Annotated in this window: 17 protein-coding genes; 16 read left to right on the top strand and 1 reads right to left on the bottom strand. The window is 75.2% G+C overall.

What is annotated here, in order from left to right; all coding sequences use genetic code 11:
- Positions 1-42: 42 nt before the first annotated feature.
- From G9H72_RS01995 to G9H72_RS01940, 12 genes are all read left to right on the top strand, one after another.
- Positions 43-372: a hypothetical protein gene (locus G9H72_RS01995; protein ID WP_166166598.1), complete on the top strand. Its 330-nt coding sequence runs from the start codon at positions 43-45 to the stop codon at positions 370-372.
- 3 nt (positions 373-375) lie between these two features.
- Complete coding sequence (locus G9H72_RS01990; protein WP_166166595.1) at positions 376-2,229, top strand: hypothetical protein; 1,854 nt, start codon at positions 376-378, stop codon at positions 2,227-2,229.
- A 4-nt stretch (positions 2,230-2,233) separates the two neighbouring features.
- Positions 2,234-3,457, top strand: a complete 1,224-nt coding sequence (gene mycP, locus G9H72_RS01985) for a type VII secretion-associated serine protease mycosin (RefSeq protein WP_166166592.1) — start codon at positions 2,234-2,236, stop codon at positions 3,455-3,457.
- A 75-nt stretch (positions 3,458-3,532) separates the two neighbouring features.
- Positions 3,533-5,155, top strand: coding sequence for an ABC-F family ATP-binding cassette domain-containing protein (locus G9H72_RS01980; protein WP_166166590.1), 1,623 nt, complete (start codon positions 3,533-3,535; stop codon positions 5,153-5,155).
- 226 nt (positions 5,156-5,381) lie between these two features.
- Positions 5,382-5,825, top strand: coding sequence for a 50S ribosomal protein L13 (gene rplM, locus G9H72_RS01975; protein ID WP_166166587.1), 444 nt, complete (start codon positions 5,382-5,384; stop codon positions 5,823-5,825).
- A 106-nt stretch (positions 5,826-5,931) separates the two neighbouring features.
- Complete coding sequence (rpsI, locus tag G9H72_RS01970) at positions 5,932-6,438, top strand: 30S ribosomal protein S9 (protein WP_166166584.1); 507 nt, start codon at positions 5,932-5,934, stop codon at positions 6,436-6,438.
- An 8-nt stretch (positions 6,439-6,446) separates the two neighbouring features.
- Positions 6,447-7,838, top strand: coding sequence for a phosphoglucosamine mutase (gene glmM, locus G9H72_RS01965; protein WP_166166581.1), 1,392 nt, complete (start codon positions 6,447-6,449; stop codon positions 7,836-7,838).
- A gap of 64 nt (positions 7,839-7,902) precedes the next feature.
- A complete protein-coding gene (locus G9H72_RS01960) occupies positions 7,903-10,134 on the top strand; it encodes a putative bifunctional diguanylate cyclase/phosphodiesterase (protein ID WP_166166578.1) in 2,232 nt (743 codons plus the stop codon).
- 52 nt (positions 10,135-10,186) lie between these two features.
- Positions 10,187-12,037 (top strand): glutamine--fructose-6-phosphate transaminase (isomerizing), encoded by a 1,851-nt coding sequence (gene glmS / locus G9H72_RS01955; protein WP_166166575.1) that lies wholly within the window; start codon positions 10,187-10,189, stop codon positions 12,035-12,037.
- Between the two features lie 383 nt (positions 12,038-12,420).
- Positions 12,421-13,923, top strand: coding sequence for a GGDEF domain-containing protein (locus G9H72_RS01950; protein ID WP_166166572.1), 1,503 nt, complete (start codon positions 12,421-12,423; stop codon positions 13,921-13,923).
- A gap of 4 nt (positions 13,924-13,927) precedes the next feature.
- Positions 13,928-14,311 (top strand): holo-ACP synthase, encoded by a 384-nt coding sequence (locus G9H72_RS01945; protein WP_166166569.1) that lies wholly within the window; start codon positions 13,928-13,930, stop codon positions 14,309-14,311.
- The gene (locus G9H72_RS01940; RefSeq protein ID WP_166166566.1) at positions 14,308-15,720 is read left to right on the top strand and encodes an NAD(P)H-hydrate dehydratase; all 1,413 of its coding nucleotides are present in this window, start codon (positions 14,308-14,310) and stop codon (positions 15,718-15,720) included. Before G9H72_RS01945 ends, G9H72_RS01940 begins: the two co-directional genes overlap by 4 nt.
- 26 nt (positions 15,721-15,746) lie before the next feature.
- Here G9H72_RS01940 and G9H72_RS01935 read toward each other — a convergent pair whose 3' ends face one another.
- Complete coding sequence (locus G9H72_RS01935) at positions 15,747-18,221, bottom strand: aminotransferase class I/II-fold pyridoxal phosphate-dependent enzyme (RefSeq protein ID WP_166166563.1); 2,475 nt, start codon at positions 18,219-18,221, stop codon at positions 15,747-15,749.
- 170 nt (positions 18,222-18,391) lie between these two features.
- On the opposite strand from G9H72_RS01935, the gene G9H72_RS01930 reads away from it, so the two are divergent.
- From G9H72_RS01930 to glf, 4 genes are all read left to right on the top strand, one after another.
- Positions 18,392-20,497 (top strand): hybrid sensor histidine kinase/response regulator, encoded by a 2,106-nt coding sequence (locus G9H72_RS01930; protein ID WP_166166560.1) that lies wholly within the window; start codon positions 18,392-18,394, stop codon positions 20,495-20,497.
- A 155-nt stretch (positions 20,498-20,652) separates the two neighbouring features.
- Positions 20,653-23,193 (top strand): family 1 glycosylhydrolase, encoded by a 2,541-nt coding sequence (locus G9H72_RS01925; protein ID WP_166166557.1) that lies wholly within the window; start codon positions 20,653-20,655, stop codon positions 23,191-23,193.
- Complete coding sequence (locus tag G9H72_RS01920) at positions 23,190-23,483, top strand: hypothetical protein (protein ID WP_166166554.1); 294 nt, start codon at positions 23,190-23,192, stop codon at positions 23,481-23,483. Before G9H72_RS01925 ends, G9H72_RS01920 begins: the two co-directional genes overlap by 4 nt.
- Positions 23,480-24,631 (top strand): UDP-galactopyranose mutase, encoded by a 1,152-nt coding sequence (gene glf, locus G9H72_RS01915; RefSeq protein WP_166166552.1) that lies wholly within the window; start codon positions 23,480-23,482, stop codon positions 24,629-24,631. Before G9H72_RS01920 ends, glf begins: the two co-directional genes overlap by 4 nt.
- Positions 24,632-24,931: the final 300 nt, after the last annotated feature.

Below are 24,931 nucleotides of genomic sequence, written 5' to 3'. Positions count from 1 at the left end.
CCAGTGGCGGTCGACGGCGGAGGCGGTAGCGCAGGCGCCATCGTGCGGGTTCAGGTCGAGTCTCTGCAGGACTACGCGTCCGAGCTCGAGACCGAGATCGCCGCGCTGGAGCGCGCACCCCAACGGCTGAACGGGAATGCCGCTTTCGGCGGCGGGTTCGGTGAGGCGATCGGCCTGCGCGACAGGCACGACCTGGTGCTCCAGCAGATGCGGGACCTCCTGCAGCAGGTGCGCGCCGGCATCGCGACCGCGCAGGCCGCCGCCCAGCAGATCGCGGCGCGCTACGAGGGCGCGGACGAGCTGTCCCGGGTCCGCCTCGAGGAGATCACGTCCACCATGGGCACCCCGGCGCCCACGACGACGGGGCTGTGAGGCATGTCCGGTTACTGCACCAACTTCGACGCGTACAGCCACGAGCAGCTCATCTCGCTGCTGGACTCCGCCGACGCCGGCTCCATCCGCGAGATGGCCGGCAACTGGCAGGTCACCAGCCGCACCATGGGCGACCGCGCCGCGCAGCTCGACGCCGGGCTCGACTCCCTGGCCCACGTCTGGGAGGGCGCCGCCGCGGACGCGTACATCGCCCAGATGCGCACCCTGGCCGAGACGAGCCGCGCGGCCTCGACGAGTGCGAGCGCGAACTGGAACGCGCTCCTGGCGGCGGCCGAGGCGGTCGACACGGCGAAGGCCGAGATGCCCCCGCCCTACCAGCGCCCGGCGCACGCGGAGGCCATCGCGACCGGCGGCGGCGCCGTGGTCGGCGGCCCGCTCGGGGCGCTCGCGGCGCGCAAGGCGGCCGACGCCTACTACGACCAGCGCGAGGAGGAGGAGCGGCAGAAGGCCGTCGCCGTCATGACGGCGCTCGGCGGCTCCTACAGCCTCGCCCAGGGCCAGCTCACGGAGGCCCCGCCCTACCAGGGGCCGCCGCCGGCCGTGGGCGGTATCGGCGACGGCGACGACTTCTCCCTCCCCGGCGCAGGCAGCGGCCCGGGCGCAGGCAGCTACTCGGGTGCGCCGACGAGCCCGTCCGGCGCGAGCTGGTCGGGCGCGGGCGGCGCCGGCTCCGCGGGCGGCGCTGCCGGTGCCGTCGGCGGCGGGGCCGGCGGGGGAGGTGTTCACGGCCCCTCGACCGGGCACGGGCACGCTCCCGCATCCCCAGGCCCCGGCGGTGCGGGCAGCGGTGGCGCGGGCGGGCAGGTGCCCGTGGGCGTCGGCTCCTACGACCCCGGCTCGACCGCTGCGGACGGCGGCCCGGTGGCGCCCACCTCGCCGACGGGGGTCGTCGGTGGCGGCGGCGCCCTGCCCGGCGGCACGCCCGGCACGGTGGCGGCCGGCGGGTCCCACGTGCTGCCGGCCACGTCAGCTCCGGCTGGCCTGGCGGGCGCGGCGGCGGCCGGTGCCATCGCCGGCGGGCTGATCGCCGCACCTGCGTTGCTCGGCCGGGGCGGGGCCAACCGAGCAGGGACCGGCGGGTCTCCGACCGCCGGCGGCGGGACCGTGGCGCGCGGAGCCACGCCCGCGACGAGCCGCCCGGTGACGCCGGGCTCGGGCGCTGTAACCGGGGCTGGGGCCGGGGCTGGGAGCGGGGCCGTGGCCGGCCGCTCGCCCGTGGGTGGGGCGTCGCGGGCGCTCCCGGGGCGCGTGGCGCCCGTGGCCGCTGAGCCGGTCGTCGCCAGGAGCGGAGCCGTCGCGGCTCCCGGGACGAGCCCGGGCGCACGCCCCGCACCGGCCCGTGCCCTCGGCGGCGCGGAGCCGCCGGCCACCACGCGCACGGGCGGGGCCGGCGTTCCCGCCGCGGCGGAGCAGGCAGGCGCGCGGCCGGCGCTGCGCGGCACGCCGACCGCAGCCGTGGATGACGCGGCCGAGCGCGCCGGTCGCGGTACGGCCCGCGGCGGTGTCGCAGGGCAGGCCACCGGTGGCCGTGTCGGCGGCGCGCCGGCGGCGACGGGCACGGTGGCGGCCGTCGAGGGCGCGCCCGCCGGACGCGCGACCGCTGCCGCAGGCCCCGGCGCACTGCCGGGCTCCAGCGCGCCCGCCGCTGCCGAGTCCGGCCCCGCCTCCGCGCGCGGGACGACGCCCGCGAGCGGTGCCTCCGGCGCACCGCTGCGCGGCAGTGGCGCGGCGGCCGCCGAGGAGCCGCAGCGCCGGCGTACCACCTGGCTGGTCGAGGACGACGACGTGTGGGGGGACGGGAAGGCCGCCCCGCCGGTGCTGGGCACCGGGTCCTGACCCGATGCCCCGCTCCCTGCGCGGCGCTGCCGTCGCCGCCCTCGTGGCGGTGGCGGCGGTGCCCGCTCTGGTTCAGCCGGCCCGCGCGGCCGACACGGCGCGTTCGATGCAGTGGCACCTGGGCGCGCTCGGGGCGGAGCGGGCGAACGCCGTCAGCACCGGCGAGGGCGTGGTCGTGGCGGTGATCGACAGCGGCGTGGACCTCACCCATCCGGAGTTGCGCGGGCAGGTGCTCCCCGGGGTCGACTACCTGGGGGGCGAGCAGCGCGGCCGTACCGACACCGACGGCCACGGCACCGAGGTTGCCGCCCTCATCGCGGGCAGCGGCGCGCCGGGCGGCACCGGCGCCACCGGGCTGGCCCCCGGGGCCCGGATCCTGCCGGTGCGCTTCCTCGGCGGGGGAGCGGTGGCGCAGGAGCGCGACCTGCCGCGCGCCATCCGCTGGGCCGCCGACCACGGCGCCGACGTCATCAACCTGTCGGTCAGCACCGGCGGCGGCAGCGCGGCCGAGGCCGCCGCGGTGGAGTACGCCCTGTCCAAGGACGTCGTGGTCGTGGCCGGCGCGGGCAACACCAGCCGGGGCGACTACGCCGTCACGACCCCCGCGAGCCGCCCGGGGGTGGTCGCCGTCTCGGCCACCGACCGCAGGGGCCGCTTCTCCTCGGTGTCCGCCACGGGGCCGGAGGTCGCGCTCGCCGCGCCCGGCGTGCGCGTGGTCACGGCGACCCGGGGCACCGACTACACGTACGCCACGGGAACGAGCGCGTCGGCGGCGCTCGTCTCCGCGACGGCGGCGCTGATCCGCGCCGAGTACCCGGAGCTCGACGCGCCGTCGGTCATCGAGCGGATGATCCGCACCGCGCGGGACGAGGGCGCGCCCGGCCGGGACGACAAGTACGGCTTCGGCGTCGTCGACCCGGTCAAGGCGCTGACGGCCGACGTCGCTCCGGTCACGGAGAACCCGCTGCTCGACCCCCGCGAGGGGGCCGCGCAGCCGGCGGCCCCCTCCGCAGCAGCGACCACGGCGCCGCCTGCGAGCGAGGGCGCAGCGACCTCGTCCCCCGGGCCGGCGGCCGTGCTGCCGGCGGCCGGCGACGCCGGAGGCGGGGGCACGTCCCCGCTGCTGTGGCTCGGCGTCGGCCTGGCCGGGCTGCTCCTCGGGGCGGGAGCGCTGGCCGCGCTGCTGCGCCGGTCGACGGCCGGCTCCTCCCCGCTGTCGTCCGGCTGAGGCCGGCGGGGCCCGTCCACCGCCCCCGCGCAAAACCCCGCGCACCCGGGCGCGCCCCGTAGGCACAATCGGGCCATGGGTCATGTCGACGTGTCCGGGGTCAGCCACGCCCTGCCCGACGGCCGGATGCTGCTGTCGGACGTGTCGTTCCGGGTCGGGGACGGCCTCAAGGCCGCGCTGGTCGGAGCGAACGGAGCCGGCAAGACCACGCTGCTGCGCCTCGTCGCCGGGGACCTGACCCCGCAGCACGGCGCCGTCACGCGCAGCGGCGGGCTCGGCGTCATGCGCCAGCTGGTCGGCAGCGGGCGTGACGAGTCGACGGTGCGCGACCTGCTCGTCTCCGTCGCCCAGCCGTCGGTGCGCGCCGCGGCCGCCGCGCTGGACGCGGCCGAGCTGGCGATGATGGAGCGCGACGACGAGCCGACGCAGCTGCGCTACGCGCAGGCGCTCGCCGACTGGGCCGACGCCGGCGGCTACGAGGCCGAGGTGCTCTGGGACACCTGCTGCACGTCCGCGCTCGGGGTGCCGTACGACCGGGCACAGTGGCGCGAGGTGCGCACGCTGTCCGGCGGTGAGCAGAAGCGGCTCGTGCTCGAGGCGCTCTTCCGCGGCCCGGACCAGGTGCTGCTGCTCGACGAGCCGGACAACTACCTCGACGTCCCGGGCAAGGAGTGGCTAGAGCGCACGATCGCCGAGAGCCCGAAGACCGTGCTCTACGTCTCCCACGACCGCGAGCTGCTCGCGCGGACGGCCGAGCGCGTCGTGACCGTCGAGGCCGGCGGTGCCGCCGGCGGCGGCGTGTGGGTGCACGGCGGCGGGTTCGCGACGTGGGCGCAGGCCCGGCACGACCGCTTCGAGCGCCTCGACGAGCTGCGCCGCCGCTGGGACGAGGAGCACGTCAAGCTCAAGGAGCTCGTCCTCTTCTACAAGAACAAGGCGGCCTACAACGACGGTCTCGCGAGCCGCTACCAGGCGGCCCAGAAGCGGCTCGAGCGCTTCGAGTCCGAGGGCCCGCCGGAGGAGCGGCCCCGCGAGCAGAAGGTCACCATGCGGCTGCGCGGCGGCCGGACGGGGGTCCGCGCGGTCATCTGCGAGCAGCTCGAGCTGACCGGCCTCATGCGCCCGTTCGACCTGGAGCTCTACTACGGCGACCGGCTGGCGGTGCTCGGGAGCAACGGCTCGGGCAAGTCGCACTTCCTGCGCCTGCTCGCCGGCGGCGAGGTCGCGCACGCGGGGCGGTGGCGGCTCGGCGCGCGTGTCGTCCCCGGCCATTTCGCCCAGACCCACGAGCACCCGGAGCTGCTCGGGCGCACCCTCCTGCAGGTGCTCGAGGAGGACTGGGCGCGCGACAGGGGGCGGGCGATGCCGGTGCTGCGCCGCTACGAGCTGGACCGCCAGGCCGAGCAGGCGTTCGAGACCCTGTCCGGCGGGCAGCAGGCGCGCTTCCAGGTCCTGCTGCTCGAGCTCGCCGGCTGCACGCTGCTGCTGCTCGACGAGCCGACCGACAACCTCGACCTGGCCAGCGCGCAGGCGCTCGAGGACGCCCTCGACGCCTTCGACGGCACGGTCGTCGCGGTGACGCACGACCGCTGGCTGGCCCGCCGGTTCGAGCGCTACGTCGTGTTCGGCGCCGACGGCCGGGTGCGCGAGGCCCCGCAGCCGGTGTGGGACGAGGGGCGGGTGGAGCGGGTGCGCTGACAGCCGCCCCCCGGCCGCCCTCCAGCGCTCCGGGCCCCGCGCGGGCCCGGGTGGGGCCGGGGTTTGGAGGCCGGGGGAGGGACCGGGTAGCCTGAGCGGCTGTTGTGCCCATGCGTCCCGACGCGACCGTGCCGGTCGTCAGGGGCGGGCGCCACTCCCGGAGCACTCCGTGCCCTTTCGAGCGTCTCCGCTCGTCAGGCCCTGCGACGACGAAGGTTGCGAACCCGTGCGTACCTACACCCCCAAGCCCGGCGAGGTCTCGCGCCAGTGGCACGTCATCGACGCCACCGACGTCGTCCTCGGCCGGCTGGCCAGCCAGACGGCGAAGCTGCTGCGCGGCAAGCACAAGCCGACGTTCGCCCCGCACATCGACACCGGTGACTTCGTGGTCATCATCAACGCCGGGAAGGTCGCCCTGACCGGCAGCAAGCGTGAGCAGAAGATGGCCTACAGCCACTCCGGTTTCCCCGGCGGCCTCAAGGCCACGCCCTACACCGAGCTGCTCGCCAAGGACCCGCGCAAGGCGGTCGAGAAGGCGGTGCGCGGCATGCTCCCGCACAACAGCCTCGGCCGTCAGCAGCTCAAGAAGCTCAAGGTCTACGCCGGCCCGGAGCACCCGCACGTGTCGCAGCAGCCGCAGCCGTACGAGATCAGCCAGGTCGCCCAGTAGCACCCGGCCCACACCGGCCGGGCTTCGGCTGGAGCCCTTCGCGCCACGGCGCGGAGTTGAACGACCCCCACCCTGATCGAACAGCGAAGCGCGAGGAAGAAGGACCGTGACGGACACCCCCGTCGAGACTCTCGACACTGACGCGGACGTCGAGGAGTACGTCGGCGACTACACCACCGAGTCCGCGCCCGGCGCGGTCGGCGGCGTCGCCCGTGCCGCCGCGACCGGCCCCGGCGCCGCCACCGGCCGCCGCAAGGAGGCTGTCGCCCGCGTCCGGATCATCCCGGGCACCGGCGTGTGGAAGGTCAACGGGCGCACGCTCGAGGACTACTTCCCGAACAAGGTCCACCAGCAGCTCGTCAACGAGCCGTTCAAGACCCTCGAGATCGACGGCGCGTACGACGTCATCGCCCGCGTGCACGGCGGCGGCGTCTCCGGCCAGGCCGGCGCGCTGCGCCTGGGCGTGGCCCGCGCGCTCAACGGGGTCGACGTCGAGGCCAACCGCCCGGCGCTGAAGAAGGCCGGCTTCCTCACCCGTGACCCGCGGGCCAAGGAGCGGAAGAAGTACGGCCTCAAGAAGGCCCGCAAGGCTCCTCAGTACAGCAAGCGCTGAGGCCAGGAATGGCGGCAAGCCCGCAGCCCGCAGCCGGTCAGCAGTCCTCTGCTGGCCGGCTGTTCGGCACAGACGGGGTCCGAGGCCTGGCGAACGTCGACCTCACGGCCGAGCTCGCCCTCGAGCTCGCCGTGGCGGCGGCGCACGTGCTGGCCGACACCGGTGCCTTCGCCGGCCACCGGCCGACCGCAGTGGTCGGCCGTGACCCGCGCGCGTCCGGGGAGTTCCTCGCCGCGGCGGTCACGGCCGGGCTGGCGAGCGCCGGCGTCGACGTGCTCGACGTGGGCGTGCTGCCCACGCCGGCCGTCGCCCACCTGACGGCCGTGCTCGGCGCCGACCTCGGCGTCATGCTGTCCGCCTCGCACAACGCGATGCCGGACAACGGGATCAAGTTCTTCGCCCGGGGCGGGGTCAAGCTCGCCGACGAGCTCGAGGACGCGATCGAGCAGCGCCGGCACGAGCCGTGGACCCGGCCGACGGGCGCCGGCGTCGGCCGCGTCCGTCGTTCCAAGGACGCCCGTGGCCTCTACAGCGGCCACCTGCTCGCCGTCGCGCCGCACCGGCTCGACGGGCTCAAGGTCGTCGTGGACGCGGCGAACGGCGCCGCCTACGCCGCGGCCCCGGAGACGCTGCGGCGGCTGGGGGCCGAGGTCGTGGCCATCGCCGCCGAGCCGGACGGCGTCAACATCAACGACGGCGTCGGGTCGACCCACCTGGGCCACCTGCGCGCCGCGGTGCTGGAGCACGGCGCCGACGTGGGCATCGCCCACGACGGGGACGCCGACCGGTGCCTGGCCATCGATGCTGCCGGCAACGAGGTCGACGGCGACCAGATCCTCGCGGTCCTGGCCCTCGGGATGCGCGAGGCGGGCACGCTGCGCCACGACACCGTGGTGGCGACGGTCATGGCCAACCTCGGGTTCAAGCTGGCGATGCGGCGCGAGGGCATCTCGGTCGTCGAGACCAAGGTGGGCGACCGTTACGTCCTCGAGGCGATGCGCGCCGGCGGCTACACCCTCGGCGGGGAGCAGTCCGGCCATGTGGTGCTGCTCGAGCACGCGACCACTGGTGACGGGCTGCTCACGGCGCTCTACCTGCTCGGGCGGATGGCTCAGACGGGCAAGCCGCTCGCCGAGCTCGCGGCCGTGATGCAGCGCCTTCCGCAGGTGCTCGTGAACGTCAGGGACGTCGACAAGTCCCGCGTGGACGACGACGTCTCGGTCAAGTCCGCGGTGGCGCAAGCCGAGGCCGAGCTCGGGGAGTCCGGCCGCGTGCTGCTGCGCCCGAGCGGGACCGAGCAGCTGGTCCGGGTCATGGTCGAGGCCACGACACAGGAGCAGGCGGCGGCGCTCGCCGAGCGGCTGGCCGCGGTCGTGCGGTCCGAGCTCTCCGTCTCCTGAGCTGACCGGCGAGCCCACCGGGCCGGAGGGCTAAGGAACCGCGTGCCGCGGCCGACAGGAGGCCGTGAGTCTGCGGGGGGTTGTCTGGCCGGCGGCCGGCGTGGGAGCCGCGCTGGGATACCCGCTGCTCGGGGCCGGCGCGTGGGCCGACGCGTACTACCTGGCCGTCGCCGTGGCCGTCCTCGCCGGGATGGCCACGGCGGTGGCCTCCCGCCGGCCGTGCCCGCAGGGCGCCTGGTGGGCGCTGGTCGTGGCGCTCGGCTGCTTCGTCCTGGGCGACGCGCTCTGGATGTACTACGAGCACGTCCTCGACCAGGACCCGTTCCCCTCGGCGGCCGACGCGGCATACCTCGGCGGCTACGTCCCGCTGCTCGCCGGCGTGCTGCTCCTGCTGCGGGCCCGGCGCACGGACCGCGAGGCGTCCGCCGGCCTCGAGGCGGGCGTGGTCGCGCTGGCGCTCGCCCTCGGGGCGTGGGAGTGGGTGCTCGAGCCCACCGTGGTCGGCGGCGAGGGCAGTGTGCTCGCACGGGCGATCGGGGCTGCGTACCCGCTGGCCGACCTGCTGGTCGTGGCGGTCCTCGCGCGGATGCTGCTCGAAGGGGAGTGGCGCAACGGCGCCCTCCGCCTGCTCGCCCTCGGCCTGCTCTGTGCGGTCGTCGCGGACGTCGCCTTCCTCGTGCAGGAGGTGTACGAGGTCGACGCAGCGGTGGGGCAGCTGTCCAACTGCGCCTTCCTGCTCGAGTACGCCCTGCTGGCCGCCGCGGCCTGGCATCGCGCCGCCGCCACACCCCCGACGCCGGCGGAGACGACGTTCCTCGGCCGGCACCGCCTGCTGCTCGTCGGCGCCTGCGCGGCCGTCGGGCCGTTCCTCCTGCTCACCATCGACGACCCCGAGGGGATCGACCTGCGGGTCATCGCGGTCGCCTCGCTCGTCCTCACGGGCCTGGTGCTCTGGCGCACGTCGCGACTGGTGGCCGCCGTCCGGGCCTCGGCCCAGCTGATCGCCCACCGGGCCGCGCACGACGCGCTGACGGGGCTGCTCAACCGGGAGCGCTTCGGCGCGGTCGTCGCCGAGGCCCTCACCGAGGGGCGGGAGGCGGCCGTGGTGCGGGTGGACCTGGACGGCTTCCGTGCGGTCAACGACCTGGCGGGCCACGAGGCCGGCAACCGGCTGCTGCTCGATGCCGCCGACCGGGCGCGCGCCTGCGCGCCGTCGGCCGTCTGGGCGCGGCTCGGCGGGGACGAGTTCGGCGCGCTGCTCACCGGCCCGGGCGCGACGGACGCGGCCGCGGTCCTCGGCGACGAGCTGGTGCGCTGCCTGCGGGCGCCCTTCGACGTGCGCGGCGAGCGGACGCCGCTGCGGGCGAGCGCCGGTATGGCGGGGACCGGCTCGTCCGCCGGCACCGCCGACGCCCTGCTGGCCGCGGCCGACGTCGCGCTGTCGGTGGCCAAGGCCCGTGGCGGCGGGCAGGCCGTGGAGCACCGCCCGGAGCACGACTCCGCCGTCCTCTCCTGGCCGGCGCTGGCCGCTCGCCTCGAGCACGCCCTCGAGGCCGGAGAGCTCGAGGTGCACTACCAGCCGGTGGTCGCGTCCGCGACGGGCCGGATGCTGGGCTCCGAGGCGCTCGTCCGCTGGCGCCGGGACGGCAGCCTGGTGTCGCCGGCGGACTTCCTCCCGGTCGCGCACACCACCGGGCTCATCGTGGAGATCGACCGGTTCGTGCTGCAGCGGGCGGTCGGGCAGCTGGCCGCCTGGGACGCGGCCCGGCTCGGCAGCGAGCAGCACTACCTGGGGGTCAACTTCTCCATCCGCTCGCTGGAGCGCCCCGAGCTGGTCGACGAGGTGCTGCGCGTGCTGTCCGCGGCCGGCATCGCGCCGCAGCGGCTGCTCGTCGAGGTCACCGAGGAGGCGGCGGCCAGCAGTGCGGCGGTGCGCGACGCGCTCGCCCGCTTGCGGGCGTACGGCCTGCGGGTCGGGCTCGACGACTTCGGGACCGGCTACTCCTCGCTCGCCTACCTGGAGCAGATCCCCGCCGACGTGCTGAAGGTGGCCAAGCCGCTCGTGGACCCGCTCGTGACCGAGGACGCGCCCGTCCACGTGCTGCGCATGCTCGTCGGGCTCGCCCGGGCGTGCGGGCTGGAGGTGCTGGCCGAGGGGGTCGAGACGGCCCGGCAGCGCGACCGGCTGGTCGAGCTGGGGGTGCCCCGCTGCCAGGGCTATCTGTTCGACCGGCCGCTGCCCGCGGCCGAGCTCGAGGCGAGGCTGCGCGAGGCGGCGGCCCTCGCCGCGCGCTGACCCCGGCGCCGCCTCTCGTCGGTGGGCCTCCTCGCCCCGTAGCCTGGAGCCCATGTGCGGGATCGTGGGATACGTCGGGAGCAAGCCGGCGCTGGACGTCGTGATGAACGGGCTGCGCCGCCTGGAGTACCGCGGCTACGACTCGGCCGGTGTGGTCGTGGTGGCCGGGGACAAGCTCGCGACCAGGAAGCGGGCGGGCAAGCTGGCCAACCTGGAGGCCGCCCTCGGGGAGCTGCCGCTCCCCGAGAGCAGCACGGGGATGGGGCACACCCGGTGGGCGACCCACGGGGCGCCCAACGACCGCAACGCCCACCCTCACCTGGACGACACGGGCAGCGTCGCGGTGATCCACAACGGGATCATCGAGAACTTCGCCGCGCTGCGCGCCGAGCTGGAGGCCCGTGGGCACGAGCTGGTGTCCGAGACCGACACCGAGGTCGTCGCGCACCTGCTCGCCGACGAGTTCGACCCCTCCGACGGCGACCTCGCAGGTGCGCTGCGCCGGGTCTGCCGCCGGCTGGACGGGGCCTTCACCCTCGTCGTGACGCACGCGTCGGTGCCCGACGTGGTCGTGGCCGCGCGGCGCAACAGCCCGCTCGTGGTGGGCCGCGGTGAGGGGGAGAACTTCCTCGCCTCCGATGTCGCGGCGTTCATCCAGTACACCCGCAACGCCGTCGAGGTGTCCGACGGCCAGGTCGTCGAGCTGCGCCCGGAGGGGATCACCCTCACCGACTTCGACGGCGAGCCGGTCTCCCCGAAGGAGTACCACGTCGACTGGGACGCCTCCGCCGCGGAGAAGGGCGGCTACCCGTACTTCATGCTCAAGGAGATCGCCGAGCAGCCCAAGGCGGTCGCCGACACCTTGCTCGGGCGCATCGACGAGACTGGGCGGCTCGCGCTGGACGAGGTGCGGCTGTCCGAGGAGGACCTGCGCGACGTCGACAAGGTCATCGTCATCGCCTGCGGCTCGTCGTACCACGCCGGGCTGATCGCGAAGTACGCGATCGAGCACTGGACGAGGCTGCCCGTCGAGGTCGAGGTGGCGTCCGAGTTCCGCTACCGCGACCCGATCATCGACCGGTCCACGCTCGTCGTGGCGATCTCGCAGTCCGGCGAGAGCATGGACACGCTGATGGCGGTCAGGCACGCGCGTGAGCAGAAGGCGCGGGTCATCGCGATCTGCAACACGAACGGGTCGACGATCCCCCGCGAGTCCGACGCGGTGCTCTACACCCACGCCGGGCCGGAGGTCGGCGTGGCCGCCACCAAGACCTTCCTCACCCAGGTCGTGGCGTGCTACCTGCTCGGCCTCTTCCTCGCCCAGGTGCGCGGCACCAAGTTCGAGGACGAGGTGCAGGGGATCGTCCACGAGCTCGCCGCGATGCCGGAGGCCGTGGACGTCGTCCTCGACACGGTGGAGCCGGTGCGTGAGCTGGCCCGGTCGCTGGCCGACGCCAAGGCGGTCCTCTTCCTCGGCCGGCACGTCGGCTACCCGGTGGCGCTCGAGGGCGCGCTCAAGCTCAAGGAGCTGGCCTACATGCACGCCGAGGCGTTCGCGGCCGGCGAGCTCAAGCACGGGCCGATCGCCCTGATCGAGGAAGGCCTCCCGGTCGTCGTGGTCGTGCCCTCGCCGCGCGGCCGGTCGGTCATCCACCAGAAGATCGTCAGCAACATCCAGGAGGTACGCGCCCGCGGCGCCCGCACCATCGTCATCGCCGAGGAGGGGGACGAGGCCGTGACGCCGTACGCCGACACGGTCATCCGCACGCCGCGGACCGCCACCCTGCTCGCGCCGCTCGTGGCGACCGTGCCGCTGCAGGTCTTCGCGTGCGAGCTGGCGCTGGCGCGCGGCCTGGACGTCGACCAGCCGCGCAACCTGGCCAAGTCGGTCACCGTGGAGTAGCACACGGCTCGCGCAGAAGGACCGCCGGGGATTCTCCCCGGCGGTCCTTCTGCACTAGAACTGGCTAGCGCGCTCGTGGTATTCGCCAGGGGTTCCCGGCATTTCCACCGGCGGCTCGTGACGCTCCGCGTCGGTACTTCTGCAGAATGCGATAAGGCTCGTCCATTCCGGTGGCGCTCCGCCGAATCCTCCTCCCTGCAACTGTCCTCTGATTACTCTCAGTGCCGAGGGCACCGAAGGTGGTGGAGGAAAGGCGACGAGTGACTGCGAAGAGTGACGGGACCGCGCCGTCCCGGGCTCGCGGTCGCCATCGCTCCCCGCGTCCGGCATCCCCGCCGCGCCCTGCGCGGCCCGCCCACATGCGGCCGGCCGACCCGGCGCAAATGCGGTCCCGGCTGCTGCCGCTCACCCGCCCATTGCTCGCGGTGGCGCTGTCCTGCTGCGTGGCCGCCGCCCTGCTGCTGCCCACGAGCCTGGCCTGGCCGAGCATCGCCCCCTGCGCGTTGCTCGCCTTCGCCGCCCACGGCGGCTTCTCCGGGCCGGTGCACTTCGGCGCGGGCGCCGCGGCCCGGCAGGGCGCCGAGCTGCCCGGCGCGGCCGCGCTCGCGTACGTCCCGGCCGCGTCCCTGCTGCCCGGGCCCGCCGCCCTGCTGACGCTCGTGACCGGCATGTCAGCGGCGCTGCTGCTGCAGGAGCGGAGCGCGTGGCAGCGGGCGGCGGTCACCACGGCGGCGCGGGCCGTCAGCGGCGCGGTGGGCCTGCTCGGCGTCCTCGGAGCCCGCGACGAGCCCTTCGCCGTACGCGCCGGCGCGGCCGCGCTCGCCGCGGTCGGCTCCGCCGCGATGACGCGGGGGCTGCTCGTCCGGACCCGCCTCGGGGCCTGCGGCGGCCCCGTGCTGGAGCCCCGGCGGGGGACCGTGCCGCTCGCCGCCCTCGCCGCCGCAGCAGGCGTCGGGCTGGCCGCCGCGGCGCGGGCCTCGACAGCGGCGCTGTGGTGCGCCGCGGTCGTGGTGGGCGCGCTGAGCGTGCTGGTGGCGCTGCGCGAGCGGCAGCGCCGGGAGACCGAGCGGCTGCACCGGGCCCTGGGCTTCGTCGTCGAGCTGTCCGCCCTGCGGTCGGCGGGAGACGTCCGCGAGCGGCTCCGGCATGCCCTCACGGACGTCGTCGAGGGCGCACGGGCCTACTTCACGTGCGAGCCGCCGCCGCCGGGGGAGCCCGCGCTCGAGCTGCCGGCGGCCGGGGAGCGGCGCGAGTGGCTCCTCGTGCACCCGCCCGGCCCCATGGCGCCGGCGGTGGCCGACGTCGCGGCGACGATGGTGGACGCGGCGCGCCGCTCGGTCGAGGGGATGATCGAGCGCAGCCGGCTGCACCACGCGGCCCGGCACGACGGGCTCACGGGACTGGCCAACCGCGGCCAGCTCGACGAGGTCGCCCGGCGGGAGCTGGCCCGGGCACGCCGGGAGGGCGGGCACCTGGCGCTGCTCTACCTGGACCTGGACGGCTTCAAGCAGGTCAACGACGAGTACGGGCACCGGGCCGGGGACGAGCTGCTCCGCCAGGTCGCGGACCGCATGCGCGCCGCGCTGCGCGAGGGCGACCTGCCCGCCCGGATCGGCGGCGACGAGTTCTGCGTGCTGCTCACGACCAGCGTGCGTGGGCCGGGTGACGTGGAGGCCGCCGTCCAGCGCCTCGTCGAGCAGGTGTCCTCGCCGTACCTCGTCGACGGCCGGGTGGTCACGGTCGGGGTGAGCATCGGCGCGGCCGGCCCGGAGGACGGTGCGCACGACTTCGAGGCGATGCTGCGGGCGGCGGACGCCAAGATGTACGCCGTCAAGCGCGGCGCGGACGGGCGCCGCCGGCCGCCGCCGCGGGCCCGGGCAGGATGACGGGGTGATCCTCGGAGTCGGCATCGACGTGGTCGACGTCGCCCGTTTCTCGGCGACGCTCGAGCGCTCCCCGCGGTTGTACGAGCGGCTCTTCACGCCCGGGGAGCGCAGGCTGCCCCCCGCCAGCCTGGCCGCGCGGTTCGCGGCGAAGGAGGCGGTGGCCAAGGCGCTCGGTGCCCCGCGCGGGCTGCGCTGGGTCGACGCCGAGGTCGTCCGGGACGAGGCGGGCCGCCCGCACCTGCGGGTCGGCGGGACCGTCGCGGCCGAGGCCGCCCGGCGCGGCGTCATCTCCTGGCACGTGTCGCTCAGCCACGACGCGGGCATCGCGTCCGCCGTGGTCATCGCCGAAGGAGCCCCCGACCTCGGGGCGGGACAGGACGGCACATGAGGACGGCGTACGACGTCGAGGCGGTCCGCTCGGCCGAGGCCGCGCTGGCGGCCGGCCTGCCCGACGGCACGCTGATGGACCGGGCGGCCGCCGGCATCGCCGCGGGCTGCGCCCGGCTGCTGGGCGGGGCGTACGGCGCCCGGGTCGTGCTGCTCGTCGGCAGCGGCGACAACGGCGGGGACGCCCTGCACGCGGGCGCCCGGCTGGCGCGGCGCGGCGCCCGCGTCGACGCGCTGGCCCTCGGTGGGCGGCAGCACCCGGGCGGAGCCGCAGCACTGCGGGCGGCGGGAGGCCGCCTGCACGGGCCCGGCGAGGGGCTCGACCTTCTCGACGACGCGGACCTGGTGCTCGACGGCATCGTCGGGATCGGCGGCTCGGGCGGGCTGCGGCCGGAGGCGGCCCGTGCGGTCGCGCGCGCGGAGGGCTCGGCCGCGCTGCTCGTCGCCGTCGACGTGCCCAGCGGGGTGGACGCCGCCACGGGCGAGGCGGCGGGGGCGGCGGTCCACGCGGACGTCACGCTGGCCCCCGGCGCGCTCAAGCCCGGCCTGCTCGTCGACCCCGGGGCGACGTACGCCGGGCTCGTGGAGGTCGTGGACATCGGGCTCGGGCCCTGGCTCGGCGCCCCCGCCGTCGAGGCGCTGGACGCGGACGACGTGGCGGCCCTGCTGCCGGTCCCCGGCCCGGACGCGGACAAGTACTCTCGCGGTGTCGTCGGGGTCGTCGCGGGCAGCGACGAGTACCCCGGAGCGGCGGTCCTCTGTGCCGGGGCGGCCGTGCGCGGGGGCGCCGGCATGGTGCGCTACGTCGGGCCGGGGCACGCGACCGACCGCGTGCTCGCCCGCTGGCCGGAGGTCGTCGCCGGTGGCGGGCGCGTGCAGGCCCGCGTCATCGGCCCGGGCATCCCCGAGCTCGACGCGGTCCTGGACCAGGTCGCGCGCCCGGAGCCGGTCGTCCTGGACGCCGCCGCCGCCACTGCGTACGCCCGGGCGGGCGGCCCCGCCCTGCTGACCCCGCACGCGGGCGAGCTCGTGCGCGTGCTCGCCGCGGCCGGCCTCGAGGTGGGCCGCGGGCAGGTCGAGGCGCGCACGCTCCACTTCGCGCGCGAGGCGGCCCGGCGGACCGGGTGCGTGGTCCTGCTCAAGGGGTCGACGACGGTCGTGGCGGCCCCCGACGGCCGGGCCCGGGTCAACCCGACCGGCACGCCGTGGCTGGCGACGGCCGGGTCCGGCGACGTGCTGGCCGGGCTGGCCGGGGCCCTGCTCGCCGGCGGGCTCGACGCCTACGACGCGGGCTCCGTCGCGGCCTGGGTGCACGGGCTGGCCGGACGGCTCGCGGCCGACGGCGCCCCGACGAGCGCGTCCGCGGTGCTCGACGCGCTCCCCGGCGCGCTGCGCGCCACCCTGCGCTGAGCGCCGCGCGATCGGAGGGAGAGGGGTCAGGCGGCGACCGGGAGGCTCGAGGGCAGGCTCTCCTGGATCCGGGTGAGGACGTCGAGGTTGTACGTCTCGCTCGCCTGGACGTACGCCCACCGCTGCTGGCCGGTCGCGCCGAACCGCGACTTCTGCAGGTCCGCGCTCATCCCGAAGAGGATCCGGCGCGCTCCGCGGCGACGCCCGCTGCGGATCGCCTGCCAGAGCGTCTGCTGGTACGCCCGGTGGGAGGCGACGTAGCCGTAGTCCAGCCCGACGAAGAGCGGCGCGACGTGGTCGCCGCCGTGGTGCTGGACGCCGAAGGCGACCGGCGCGTCGGGGCCGTCGACGAGCCGCAGCACGGTCAGCTCCCAGCCCGGCGTCGCGAGCACGGCGTCGAGCACCCGACGGGGGAGCGGGAAGACGTTGAGCTCGAGGTTGCGGGCGTGCACGTTGCGGTAGAGCGAGTAGAGGTGGTCGAGCTCTGCGGCGCTGACCAGCGCCGCCTCGGCCGAGCCGCCGGCGTAGGCGCGCACGTCGTACCTGCCCTCCCAGGCCAGGACCTGCGTGCGCTGGTGGTAGCGCGCCTTCTTCGGCAGGCCGGCGAGGAACTCCTCGTCGTCGGCGAAGTCGATGTCGCGCTCCCAGGTCGCCATGACGGGGATGCGCAGGAAGCCCTCGGCCACCATGAACTCGTGGAGCTCCTCGTCGCCGTCGGCGATGTCACGGACCACCACGGACGTGGCGTCGACGAGGTCCTCCTCCGCGCGCGCCGCCTCGAGGATCAGGCGAAGCGCGCTACGCCAATCTGCCCCTCGGTCGAGGTAGAGGTGGTCGCCCTCGGTCAGCAGTGAGCCCATGCCGACGACCCGCGAGGTGAGGTAGTACCTGTCGTCGGCGCGCAGCCGCTCCACGGCGGCCGAGACGTGCTCGTCGGAGAGCATGTCGTCCTTCCACAGCGCCGTGGTGAAGAACGTCGCCGCCACCGGCCGTTTCGTGGCCCCGTCGCGGACGACCCAGTAGTTGAAGGCCCACCGGTGCTCGACGGCCGGCTCGTCCTTGTCGGCGAAGACGCTCTCGAGCATCCGCAGGCCGTCCCAGGTGAAGGCGCCCCGCCCGTCGAACATGGCGTCCCACTCGGCCTTGTCGACCGCGTCGACGCTCGTGTGGTGCTCGAGCGCGAGCGCTCCGGGAGCCGCCGGCGCGGCCTGCAGCGGCCGGAGGCGTACCTCCCGGCCCTCGAGCTGCTTCTTGAACGAGCGCTGCAGGACGTCGAGCGAGCCGCCCTCCTCGTGCAGCGCGGCCGGCAGCGCGGTGGCGAGCGCCTCGACCAGGCCGGCGACGTCCTCATCGGTGTGGTTCGCCGTGATCGTGACGCGCGCCCCGGAGCGCTTGGCCGCGACCGCGGGAAAGGTCGCGGTGTCGGCGAAGTAGCCGGCGTCGCGCAGGCGCTTGGTGAGGTTGTACGCCACCTCCGGGCTGCCGGCGCCGATGCAGCGGATGGGCGCCTCGCTCGGGCTCACGAGGGGCAGGCCCTCCTCTGCCGCCCGCCGGTTGAACAGGCGGATGAGGTGGAGCAGGCGCTCCTGCCGCTCGACGATCTCCGGGCTCATGTGCAGCGCGGCCGACGCGAGGATCGCGCCGAGCATGGGCGGCTGCACCGGCCCCGAGAAGATCAGCGGGCCGCCGACCGTGAAGACGCGTCGCCGCATCTCCTCGGTCGGGAAGGTCAGCGCGCCACCTGCGGCGGCGAAGGACTTGTTGAGCGAGGCAGCGACGACGGTGCGCTCCGCGGCGGCGCTGCTGAGGTGCTCGAGGGCGTGGCCCCGGCCGTGGCGCCCGGTCCACGAGACCGAGTGGGCGTCGTCGATGTAGAGCCAGAGGCTCTCGTGCCGCTCGACGAGCTCGTTGAGCTCCGCCATCGGCGCGAAGTCCGCGTACATGCTGTAGAGGCCGTCGGCTGCGTACCACACCCGACGTCTGCTTCGGGAATACTCCTGCAGACGTCGCTCGAGCGTGCGCAGGTCGTTGTGGGGGATCAGGTCGACCGAGGTGCCCTGCGCCTGAGCGAGCTTCGCAGCGGTCTGGACACTGTTGTGCACCTGGTGGTCGAGGACGAGCGCGTCGTCGGGGCCGATGACCGTGGGCATCGTGGCGATGTGGCCCATGGTGGTGCTGGGCGTGATGACGGTGGGCCGGCCGAAGAGCGTGGTGAGCATCTCCTCCGCCTCGGCGTACCGCGGGGGCGAGACGTACGCGCGCGACGAGGAGAACTGCGTGCCGAAACGCGCGACGGCGTCGACCACGCCGGCCTTGAGGGCCGGGTGCACCTCGAGCCCGAGGTAGCTGCAGGACCCGAAGCTCACCAGCCGTTGCCCGTCCACGGTGATGACGCGGCCGTCGAGCTCGGTGTCCTCGGCCACGGCATGCAGCATCCCGCGCCGGGCACCGTCGCTGATCACGTCGTCGACCGCCTGCAGTACCTGCTCGGCGTTGGCCATTGTGTCTCCTCCTGAGGAGCTGCAGCGCCCACCGGCGCTGATGATCGCCCGTGCGACCGCCGAGTGCGAAGATCGTCGCCCCTGGCATCCGCCTTGAGGATGTGCGCGAAAGCAAATGGCGCTGGGCCTTTCTGCTCAGGCGGGTGAGCCTTCCGGCCGATGGGATCGTCATGCAGCAGTCCCTGTCAGCGCCCGCGTCCGCGCCCGGGGCCGGTCCCGTCGGCCCGCAGGCCGATGACCCGCTGCTGGACGCGCCGGTGCTCGGCGCGCTGGCCTCCGTGGCCGCCGGGCTCGTCGGCGTGAGCGCCGCCGAGCTGCCGGACCGGGTCGAGGCCGTGCTACGCCTCCTGCTCGACGCATCCGGCGCCGTCGTGGCGCGGGTCGTGCTGGACGACGACATCGAGGGCACCGAACGGGTCGCCTTCGAGCTGGGCGGGCCGCAGGCCGGCCTGGCCCCCGCCCTCCGGCTGCCGCTGCAGGCCGGCGCGGGCCGTCTCGGCTGGCTCGAGCTCGCCGCCCTGCCCCCGGCGCCGCCACTGGAGCCGCGGGTGGCCCTGCTGGCCGAGCGCGCTGCGGGGCTGCTCTCCCGGGCCCTCGCGCAGCGGGCGGAGGTCGTCGAGCTCGAGGCGGCCCAGGCCTACCTGCGCTCGGTCCTCGACGAGGTCACCGACGTCATCGTGCGCATCGGGCCCGACGGCCGGGTGGCGTTCGTGAACCGGGCCTGGACCGAGCTGACCGGCATCTCCGCCGGCGAGATGGCCGAGCGCGGCGCCCTCGACAGCGTGCACCCGGAGGACTGGCCGGCCGCCGCCGAGCACATGCGCCACGCAGTGCTGACGCGGGAGAAGACCACCAAGGAGGTCCGCTTCCTCGCCCACGACGGCAGCGTCCGGTGGATGGAGGTGACCGGCCGCGCCGTGATCGACCCGGACGGGAGCCACCGTGGGTTCACCGGGATGCTGCACGACGTCACCGAGCGGCGCGCCTCGGAGGCTCGGGAGAAGGCGGCCCGCGAGGAGGCCGAGCGGGCGCGCGAGGAGGCCGAGCGGGCCAGCTCGGCGAAGACGCAGTTCCTCTCGCGCATGAGCCATGAGCTGCGCACGCCGCTCACCGCGATCCTCGGGTTCGGGCAGCTGCTGCGGCGCAGCCCCCGGCTGCAGTCCGGCGACCAGGACAACGTCGAGCACATCCTGCGTGCAGGCCGGCACCTGCTCGACCTGATCAACGACACGCTCGACATCTCCAGCGTGGAGACCGAGCACCGGTCCCTCACCTCCGGCCCCGTGGACGTGCGCGCCGTCGCGGCCGAGAGCCTTGACCTGGTACGCCCCTCCGCCGCGGCGCACGGCATCGCGCTGAGCGGGCCCGTCTGCTGGGACGACGGAGACCCCCACGTGCTCGCGGACAGGCAACGGCTCAAGCAGGTCCTCGTGAACCTGCTCTCCAACGCCGTGAAGTACAACCACGAGGGTGGTTCTGTCCGGGTCGAGTGCACCCGGCTGTCCGGCGGCGCCGGCGTGCCCGGGTCCGGGCCGGGCGTGACCCGGATCCGCGTCGTCGACACCGGGATCGGCATCCCCGAGGACCGGCTGCACGACATCTTCGTCCCGTTCGAGCGGGCGGGGATGCAGCACAGCGAGATCGAGGGCACCGGGGTCGGGCTGGCGCTCGTGAAGAGCCTGGCCGAGGCCATGGGCGGCCGGGTCGCCGTGCAGAGCACGCCGGGCGTCGGGACCGCGTTCACGGTCGACCTGCCGACCGCGGTGGCCGTGCCCGCCGTCGCGCAGCGGCCGCAGGCGACGGCCCCCGGGCCGCCGTCCCTGCCCGCTGCGCCCGTGCTCGCCGGGCGGCCCACGCCGGACGAGCCGTCCGACCTCGGCGGCGACGCCCGGACCGTCCTCTACATCGAGGACAACCCGTCCAACGTCACGCTGGTCCGCCGCCTGCTCGCATCCCGTCCGGAGGTGCGCCTGCTCGTGGCCGCCGACGGCGTCGCCGGGCTGGAGATGCTGAGGCGGGTGCGGCCGGACCTGCTGCTGCTCGACCTGCACCTGCCCCACCTGGACGGCGGGTCGGTCCTGACCCAGCTGCGCTCGGACGCCGACCCGGCCCTGCGGGCCACGCCCGTCGTCGTGGTCACCGCGGACGTGACGCCGGAGGCCGAGCGCCGGGTCCTCGCCGCCGGCGCGAACGCCTTCGTCGGCAAGCCGCTGGACCTCGCCACGTTCCTGCGCGCGGTGGACGAGCAGCTCGCCCTGGTGACGACAGCCGCCTAGGCAGGGGCCGCGCTCGCGTACCCGAGAGGCCGGAGAGTGTTTCGACGGCGCCGTCACGGGGAGGTCACGGTCGCGTCGGTTCAGGAACGAGCCCGCAGCGTGGCTGCCACCTGGGCGGCCGCGGCTCGTGTCCCTCCGGACGAGAGGACCGACGCGTGCACACGCCTGCACCCGGCCACCCGGCCCGGCCCGTCGCCTTCCTCGGCGCCTTCGAGACCACCCTGCTGCCCTCCTACGACACCGACGTCGCCGACCTGACCGGCCACGCCACCCGCTGGCGCGACGACGTCGGCGTCCTGCTCGACGCGGGCGTACGCACCGTCCGCTGGTCGCTGCGGTGGCACCGGCTGGAGCCGGAGCCGGGGGTCTTCGACTGGGCCGAGGCCGACGAGACGCTCGGCCACCTGCACGAGGTCGGGATCGACCCGATCGTGGACCTCGTCCACCACACCAGCTACCCCGGGTGGCTCTCCGACGGTTTCCGCGACCCCGGCTTCGGCGCCGCGTACCTGCGCTACGCCGAGGCCGTCGCCCGGCGCTACCCCTGGCTGCGCTCGTACACGCTGTTCAACGAGCCGTTCGCCACGCTCTTCCTCAGCGGCCACGAGGCGCTCTGGCCGCCGTACGACCGGGGCATGGAGGGCTTCCGCCGCCTGCTGGCGAACGTGCTGCCCGCCCTGTGCGACGCGTCGCAGTGCTGGGCCGACCTGCTGCCGGAGGCCCGGCACGTGTGGGTCGACACCGCCGAGCACCACGCGGGCGCCCCGCGCGACGCGGAGTACGCGGCGCTGGCCAACGACCGGCGCCACGTGGCGCTCGACCTCGTCCTGCAGCACGACCTCGACCCGGAGCGCCCGTTCCTGCGCCAGCTGCTGGCCGACGGCGGGCAGCGCCTGCTGCAGCTGCCGCGGGCCCGGGTGGACGTGCTCGGGCTGGACTACTACTGCCACTCCGAGTGGTGGTACGACGGCGCGGCCCACGCCCCCTCGCCGTACCCCGTCGGCTTCCGCGCCATCGCCCGCCAGTACTGGGAGCGCTACGGCCTGCCGCTCATGCTGAGCGAGACCAACATCCGCGGCCTGCCCACCGACCGCGCCTCCTGGCTGCGGTACATGCTCGAGCAGTACGAGGCGGCCGTCGCCGAGGGCATCCCGCTCGAGGGGTTCTGCTGGTTCCCCACCGTGGACTCGAGCGACTGGGACTCGCTGCTCGCGCGGGCCGGCGGCCGCCGCGACCCCGTCGGCGTGCTGAGCCTGGGCGCCCGCGGCGAGCGCGTGGCGACGTCCTTCACCGCGGCGTGGGCGGCGGCGGCGGCCGGCACGCCCGCGGCCGAGCTGCCGGCGTACCGGTTCCAGGAGCCCTGCTCGACCCAGCTGTCCGGGCTGCTGCCCCAGCTGGGGCACTGGCCCTGGCAGGACCCGCCGCCCGGCGACGCCGTGCCCTCCGTCCCCGTGCCCTCCGTCCCCGTGCACACGACCCCCGTGAGCAGCGAGCCCGTCCAACCGTCAATCGGCAGTCCTGCCGAGGAGGGGGCAGCCATGCCCGTCGACCAAGCCCGTCCCGACCTCGTCGTCCTGTCGCACCTGCGGTGGGGCTGGGTCTGGCAGCGGCCCCAGCACCTCGTGTCGCGCTTCGCGGGCTACCGCGCCGCCGCCGGCGCACGCACGTGGTTCGTCGAGGAGCCGATGTCCGGGGACGTCACCGAGCCGGAGATCCGCAGCGTCCAGCAGGGCCCGGTCACGCAGGTCTGGCTCGTCGTGCCGCGCCGGCCCGGCCAGCCGGACTTCCTCGGGTTCGACGCCGAGCCCGCCGAGGGGTACGGCGAGATGCTGGCCGGCTGGCTCGAGGACCAGGGCGTGAGCGCGCCGGTCGACGTCCTGCTCTACTCCCCGATGGCGCTCGACGTCGCCGAGGCGCTGCAGCCCGCGCGCCTGGGCTACGACGTCATGGACGACCTCGCGTCCTTCCTCAACGCCCCGGAGGGCCTGCGGCTGCGGCAGCGGCGCGCCCTGGCCGAGGCGGACGTGGTCTTCGCCGGGGGCCGCTCCCTGCACGCCGGCGTCACGCCGCACCGCCCCGATGCCCACCTGTTCCCCAGCGGCGTCGAGGCCGGCCACTACGAGGCGTCCCGGCTGCTGCGCGAGCCGCGCGAGCGCCGCGTCGCGGGCTACGTCGGCGTCATCGACGAGCGGATCGACCTCGAGCTGCTCGGCCGGCTGGCTGCCGAGCTGCCGGACTGGACGCTGCGCATCGTCGGGCCCGTGACGAAGATCGACCCCGCAGCCCTGCCGCAGGCGGAGAACCTGGAGTTCCCCGGCATGGCGGCGTACGACGAGCTGCCCCAGGTGATGGCCGGCTTCGACGTGGCGCTCATGCCCTTCGCGCTCAACGAGGCGACCCGGGCGATCAGCCCCACGAAGACGCTGGAGTACCTCGCCGCCGGGCTTCCCGTCGTCTCGACCCGCGTGCCCGACGTGGTCGCCGACTACGACGGAGTGGTGCACCTGGCCGACGACGCGGCGGAGTTCGCCGCCGCCTGCCGACACGTCGTCGAGCACTCGCGCGCGGACCGCGACCGCCGGCTGCGCCCGATCCAGGAGCGGCACGAGTGGGACGCGATCGCCTCGGCGATGTACGCCCTGTTCGACGCGGACGGCGCCCGCGCCGGCGCGGTGGCCCAAGGGGCACTGGCGTGAGCCGGCACCCCGCGGTCGCCGATCTGGAGCGGGCGCACGGCCAGGGCGTCGGTGCGGCGGTGGCCGGCATGCAGGACCCGGCCCTCGGAGGGCTGCGGCTGAGCGGCAACGGCGTCCCGGTCCTCGCGGAGGCAGCCGTCTCGTCGGCGACCCCGTTCCTGCGCGCGCCCCTGCTGTCCCGGATCTCCCGCGCGCTCTTGCTGCACCCGGTGGCGGGCGACCCGGCCGGGGCGTGCCCCACCTGCGCCGTCCCGGCGCCGTGCGGCACGGCGGAAGCGCTGACGGCATGAGCGCCCCTCAGGGAAAGCCCGACCTGGTCGTCGTCGGCGCAGGCCTCTTCGGCCTCACCGTCGCCGAGGTGGTGGCCCGTGAGCTGGGCCGGCGCGTGCTGGTGCTCGAGCGGCGCGACCACCCCGGCGGCAACGCCTGGTCGGAGCGCGAGCCGACGACGGGGATCGAGGTGCACCGCTACGGCGCGCACCTCTTCCACACGTCGAACGAGCGGGTGTGGGAGTACGTCAACCGGTTCACCGCCTTCACCGGCTACCAGCACCGGGTCTTCTCCATCTTCAAGGGCCGCGTCTACCCGATGCCGATCAACCTCGGCACCATCTGCGAGTACTTCGGGGAGTACCTCAGCCCCGAGGAGGCGCGCGCGCTCGTCCGCGAGCAGGCGGGGGAGACGGCCGGCCGCGAGCCGGGCAACCTCGAGGAGAAGGCGATCTCGCTGATCGGCCGGCCGTTGTACGAGGCGTTCGTCCGCGGCTACACGGCGAAGCAGTGGCAGACGGACCCGCGCGAGCTCGACCCGGGAATCATCACGCGGCTGCCGGTGCGCTACACCTTCGACAACCGCTACTTCACCGACACGTACGAAGGGCTGCCGGTCGACGGGTATGCGGCCTGGCTGACCCGGATGACCGAGTCCCCGCTGATCGATGTGCAACTCGGCGTGGACTTCTTCGACGTCCGTGGCGAGCTGCCGGCGGGGGTGCCGATCGTCTACACCGGTGCGCTGGACCGCTACTTCGACTACGCCGAGGGGCCGCTGGCCTGGCGGACGCTCGACTTCGAGCAGGAGGTCCTGCCGATCGGCGACTTCCAGGGCACGCCGGTCATGAACTACGCGGACGAGGACGTCCCGTGGACCCGGATCCACGAGTTCCGACACTTCCACCCGGAGCGCGAGCACCCGGCCGACCGCACCGTCATCGTGCGCGAGTACTCCCGATGGGCGGCGCAGGACGACGAGCCGTACTACCCGGTGAACGCGGCCGGGGACCGGGAGCGGCTGAACCGGTACCGGGAGCGTGCGCAGGCCGAGCGCGACGTGTGGTTCGGAGGCCGGCTCGGCACCTACAAATATCTAGACATGCACATGGCGATCGCCTCCGCGTTCTCGATGGTGGACAACGAGCTGCGGTCGAGGCTCGCCTAGCGGACCATGGTGCGCGGGAAGCGCCCTACCGGGACCAACCCGGTAGGGCGCTTCTGTGTGATGGCGTGGGGGAACGTCGCCAAATCGCTCGACCGGGGCGGAACTAGTAACGGGTGGATCACGATCGCTCGACGGCGCCGACGAAAGTGACTACGTTGCCTCCGCGGGGTGGGCGTACGGGTGACGTACGCGGCGTCCCGCGCCCGCACAGAAACCACGTCCGGCCAGCCTCAGCGCAGAGGAGCCTCGTGCCACCACCCCCGCCCGGGGCGGCCCCCGGCCGTCCCCGCGCCCGTTCCG

Origin of the sequence: Motilibacter aurantiacus (genome assembly GCF_011250645.1) — a bacterium.
GTDB classification, from domain to species: Bacteria; Actinomycetota; Actinomycetes; order Motilibacterales; family Motilibacteraceae; genus Motilibacter_A; species Motilibacter_A aurantiacus.
The sequence above is the reverse complement of the archived record's forward strand: the minus strand, read 5'-3'. Positions and strand labels throughout refer to the sequence as shown.

Bases quoted from the DNA above. Each gene is read 5' to 3' on its own strand.
- glf (WP_166166552.1), top strand. From the start codon at position 23,480: ATGAGCGCCCCTCAGGGAAAGCCCGACCTGGTCGTCGTCGGCGCAGGC.
- glmS (WP_166166575.1), top strand. From the start codon at position 10,187: ATGTGCGGGATCGTGGGATACGTCGGGAGCAAGCCGGCGCTGGACGTC.
- glmM (WP_166166581.1), top strand. From the start codon at position 6,447: ATGGCGGCAAGCCCGCAGCCCGCAGCCGGTCAGCAGTCCTCTGCTGGC.
- mycP (WP_166166592.1), top strand. From the start codon at position 2,234: ATGCCCCGCTCCCTGCGCGGCGCTGCCGTCGCCGCCCTCGTGGCGGTG.
- G9H72_RS01980 (WP_166166590.1), top strand. From the start codon at position 3,533: ATGGGTCATGTCGACGTGTCCGGGGTCAGCCACGCCCTGCCCGACGGC.
- G9H72_RS01935 (WP_166166563.1), bottom strand. From the start codon at position 18,221: ATGGCCAACGCCGAGCAGGTACTGCAGGCGGTCGACGACGTGATCAGC.
- G9H72_RS01940 (WP_166166566.1), top strand. From the start codon at position 14,308: ATGAGGACGGCGTACGACGTCGAGGCGGTCCGCTCGGCCGAGGCCGCG.
- G9H72_RS01990 (WP_166166595.1), top strand. From the start codon at position 376: ATGTCCGGTTACTGCACCAACTTCGACGCGTACAGCCACGAGCAGCTC.
- G9H72_RS01950 (WP_166166572.1), top strand. From the start codon at position 12,421: ATGCGGTCCCGGCTGCTGCCGCTCACCCGCCCATTGCTCGCGGTGGCG.
- G9H72_RS01930 (WP_166166560.1), top strand. From the start codon at position 18,392: ATGCAGCAGTCCCTGTCAGCGCCCGCGTCCGCGCCCGGGGCCGGTCCC.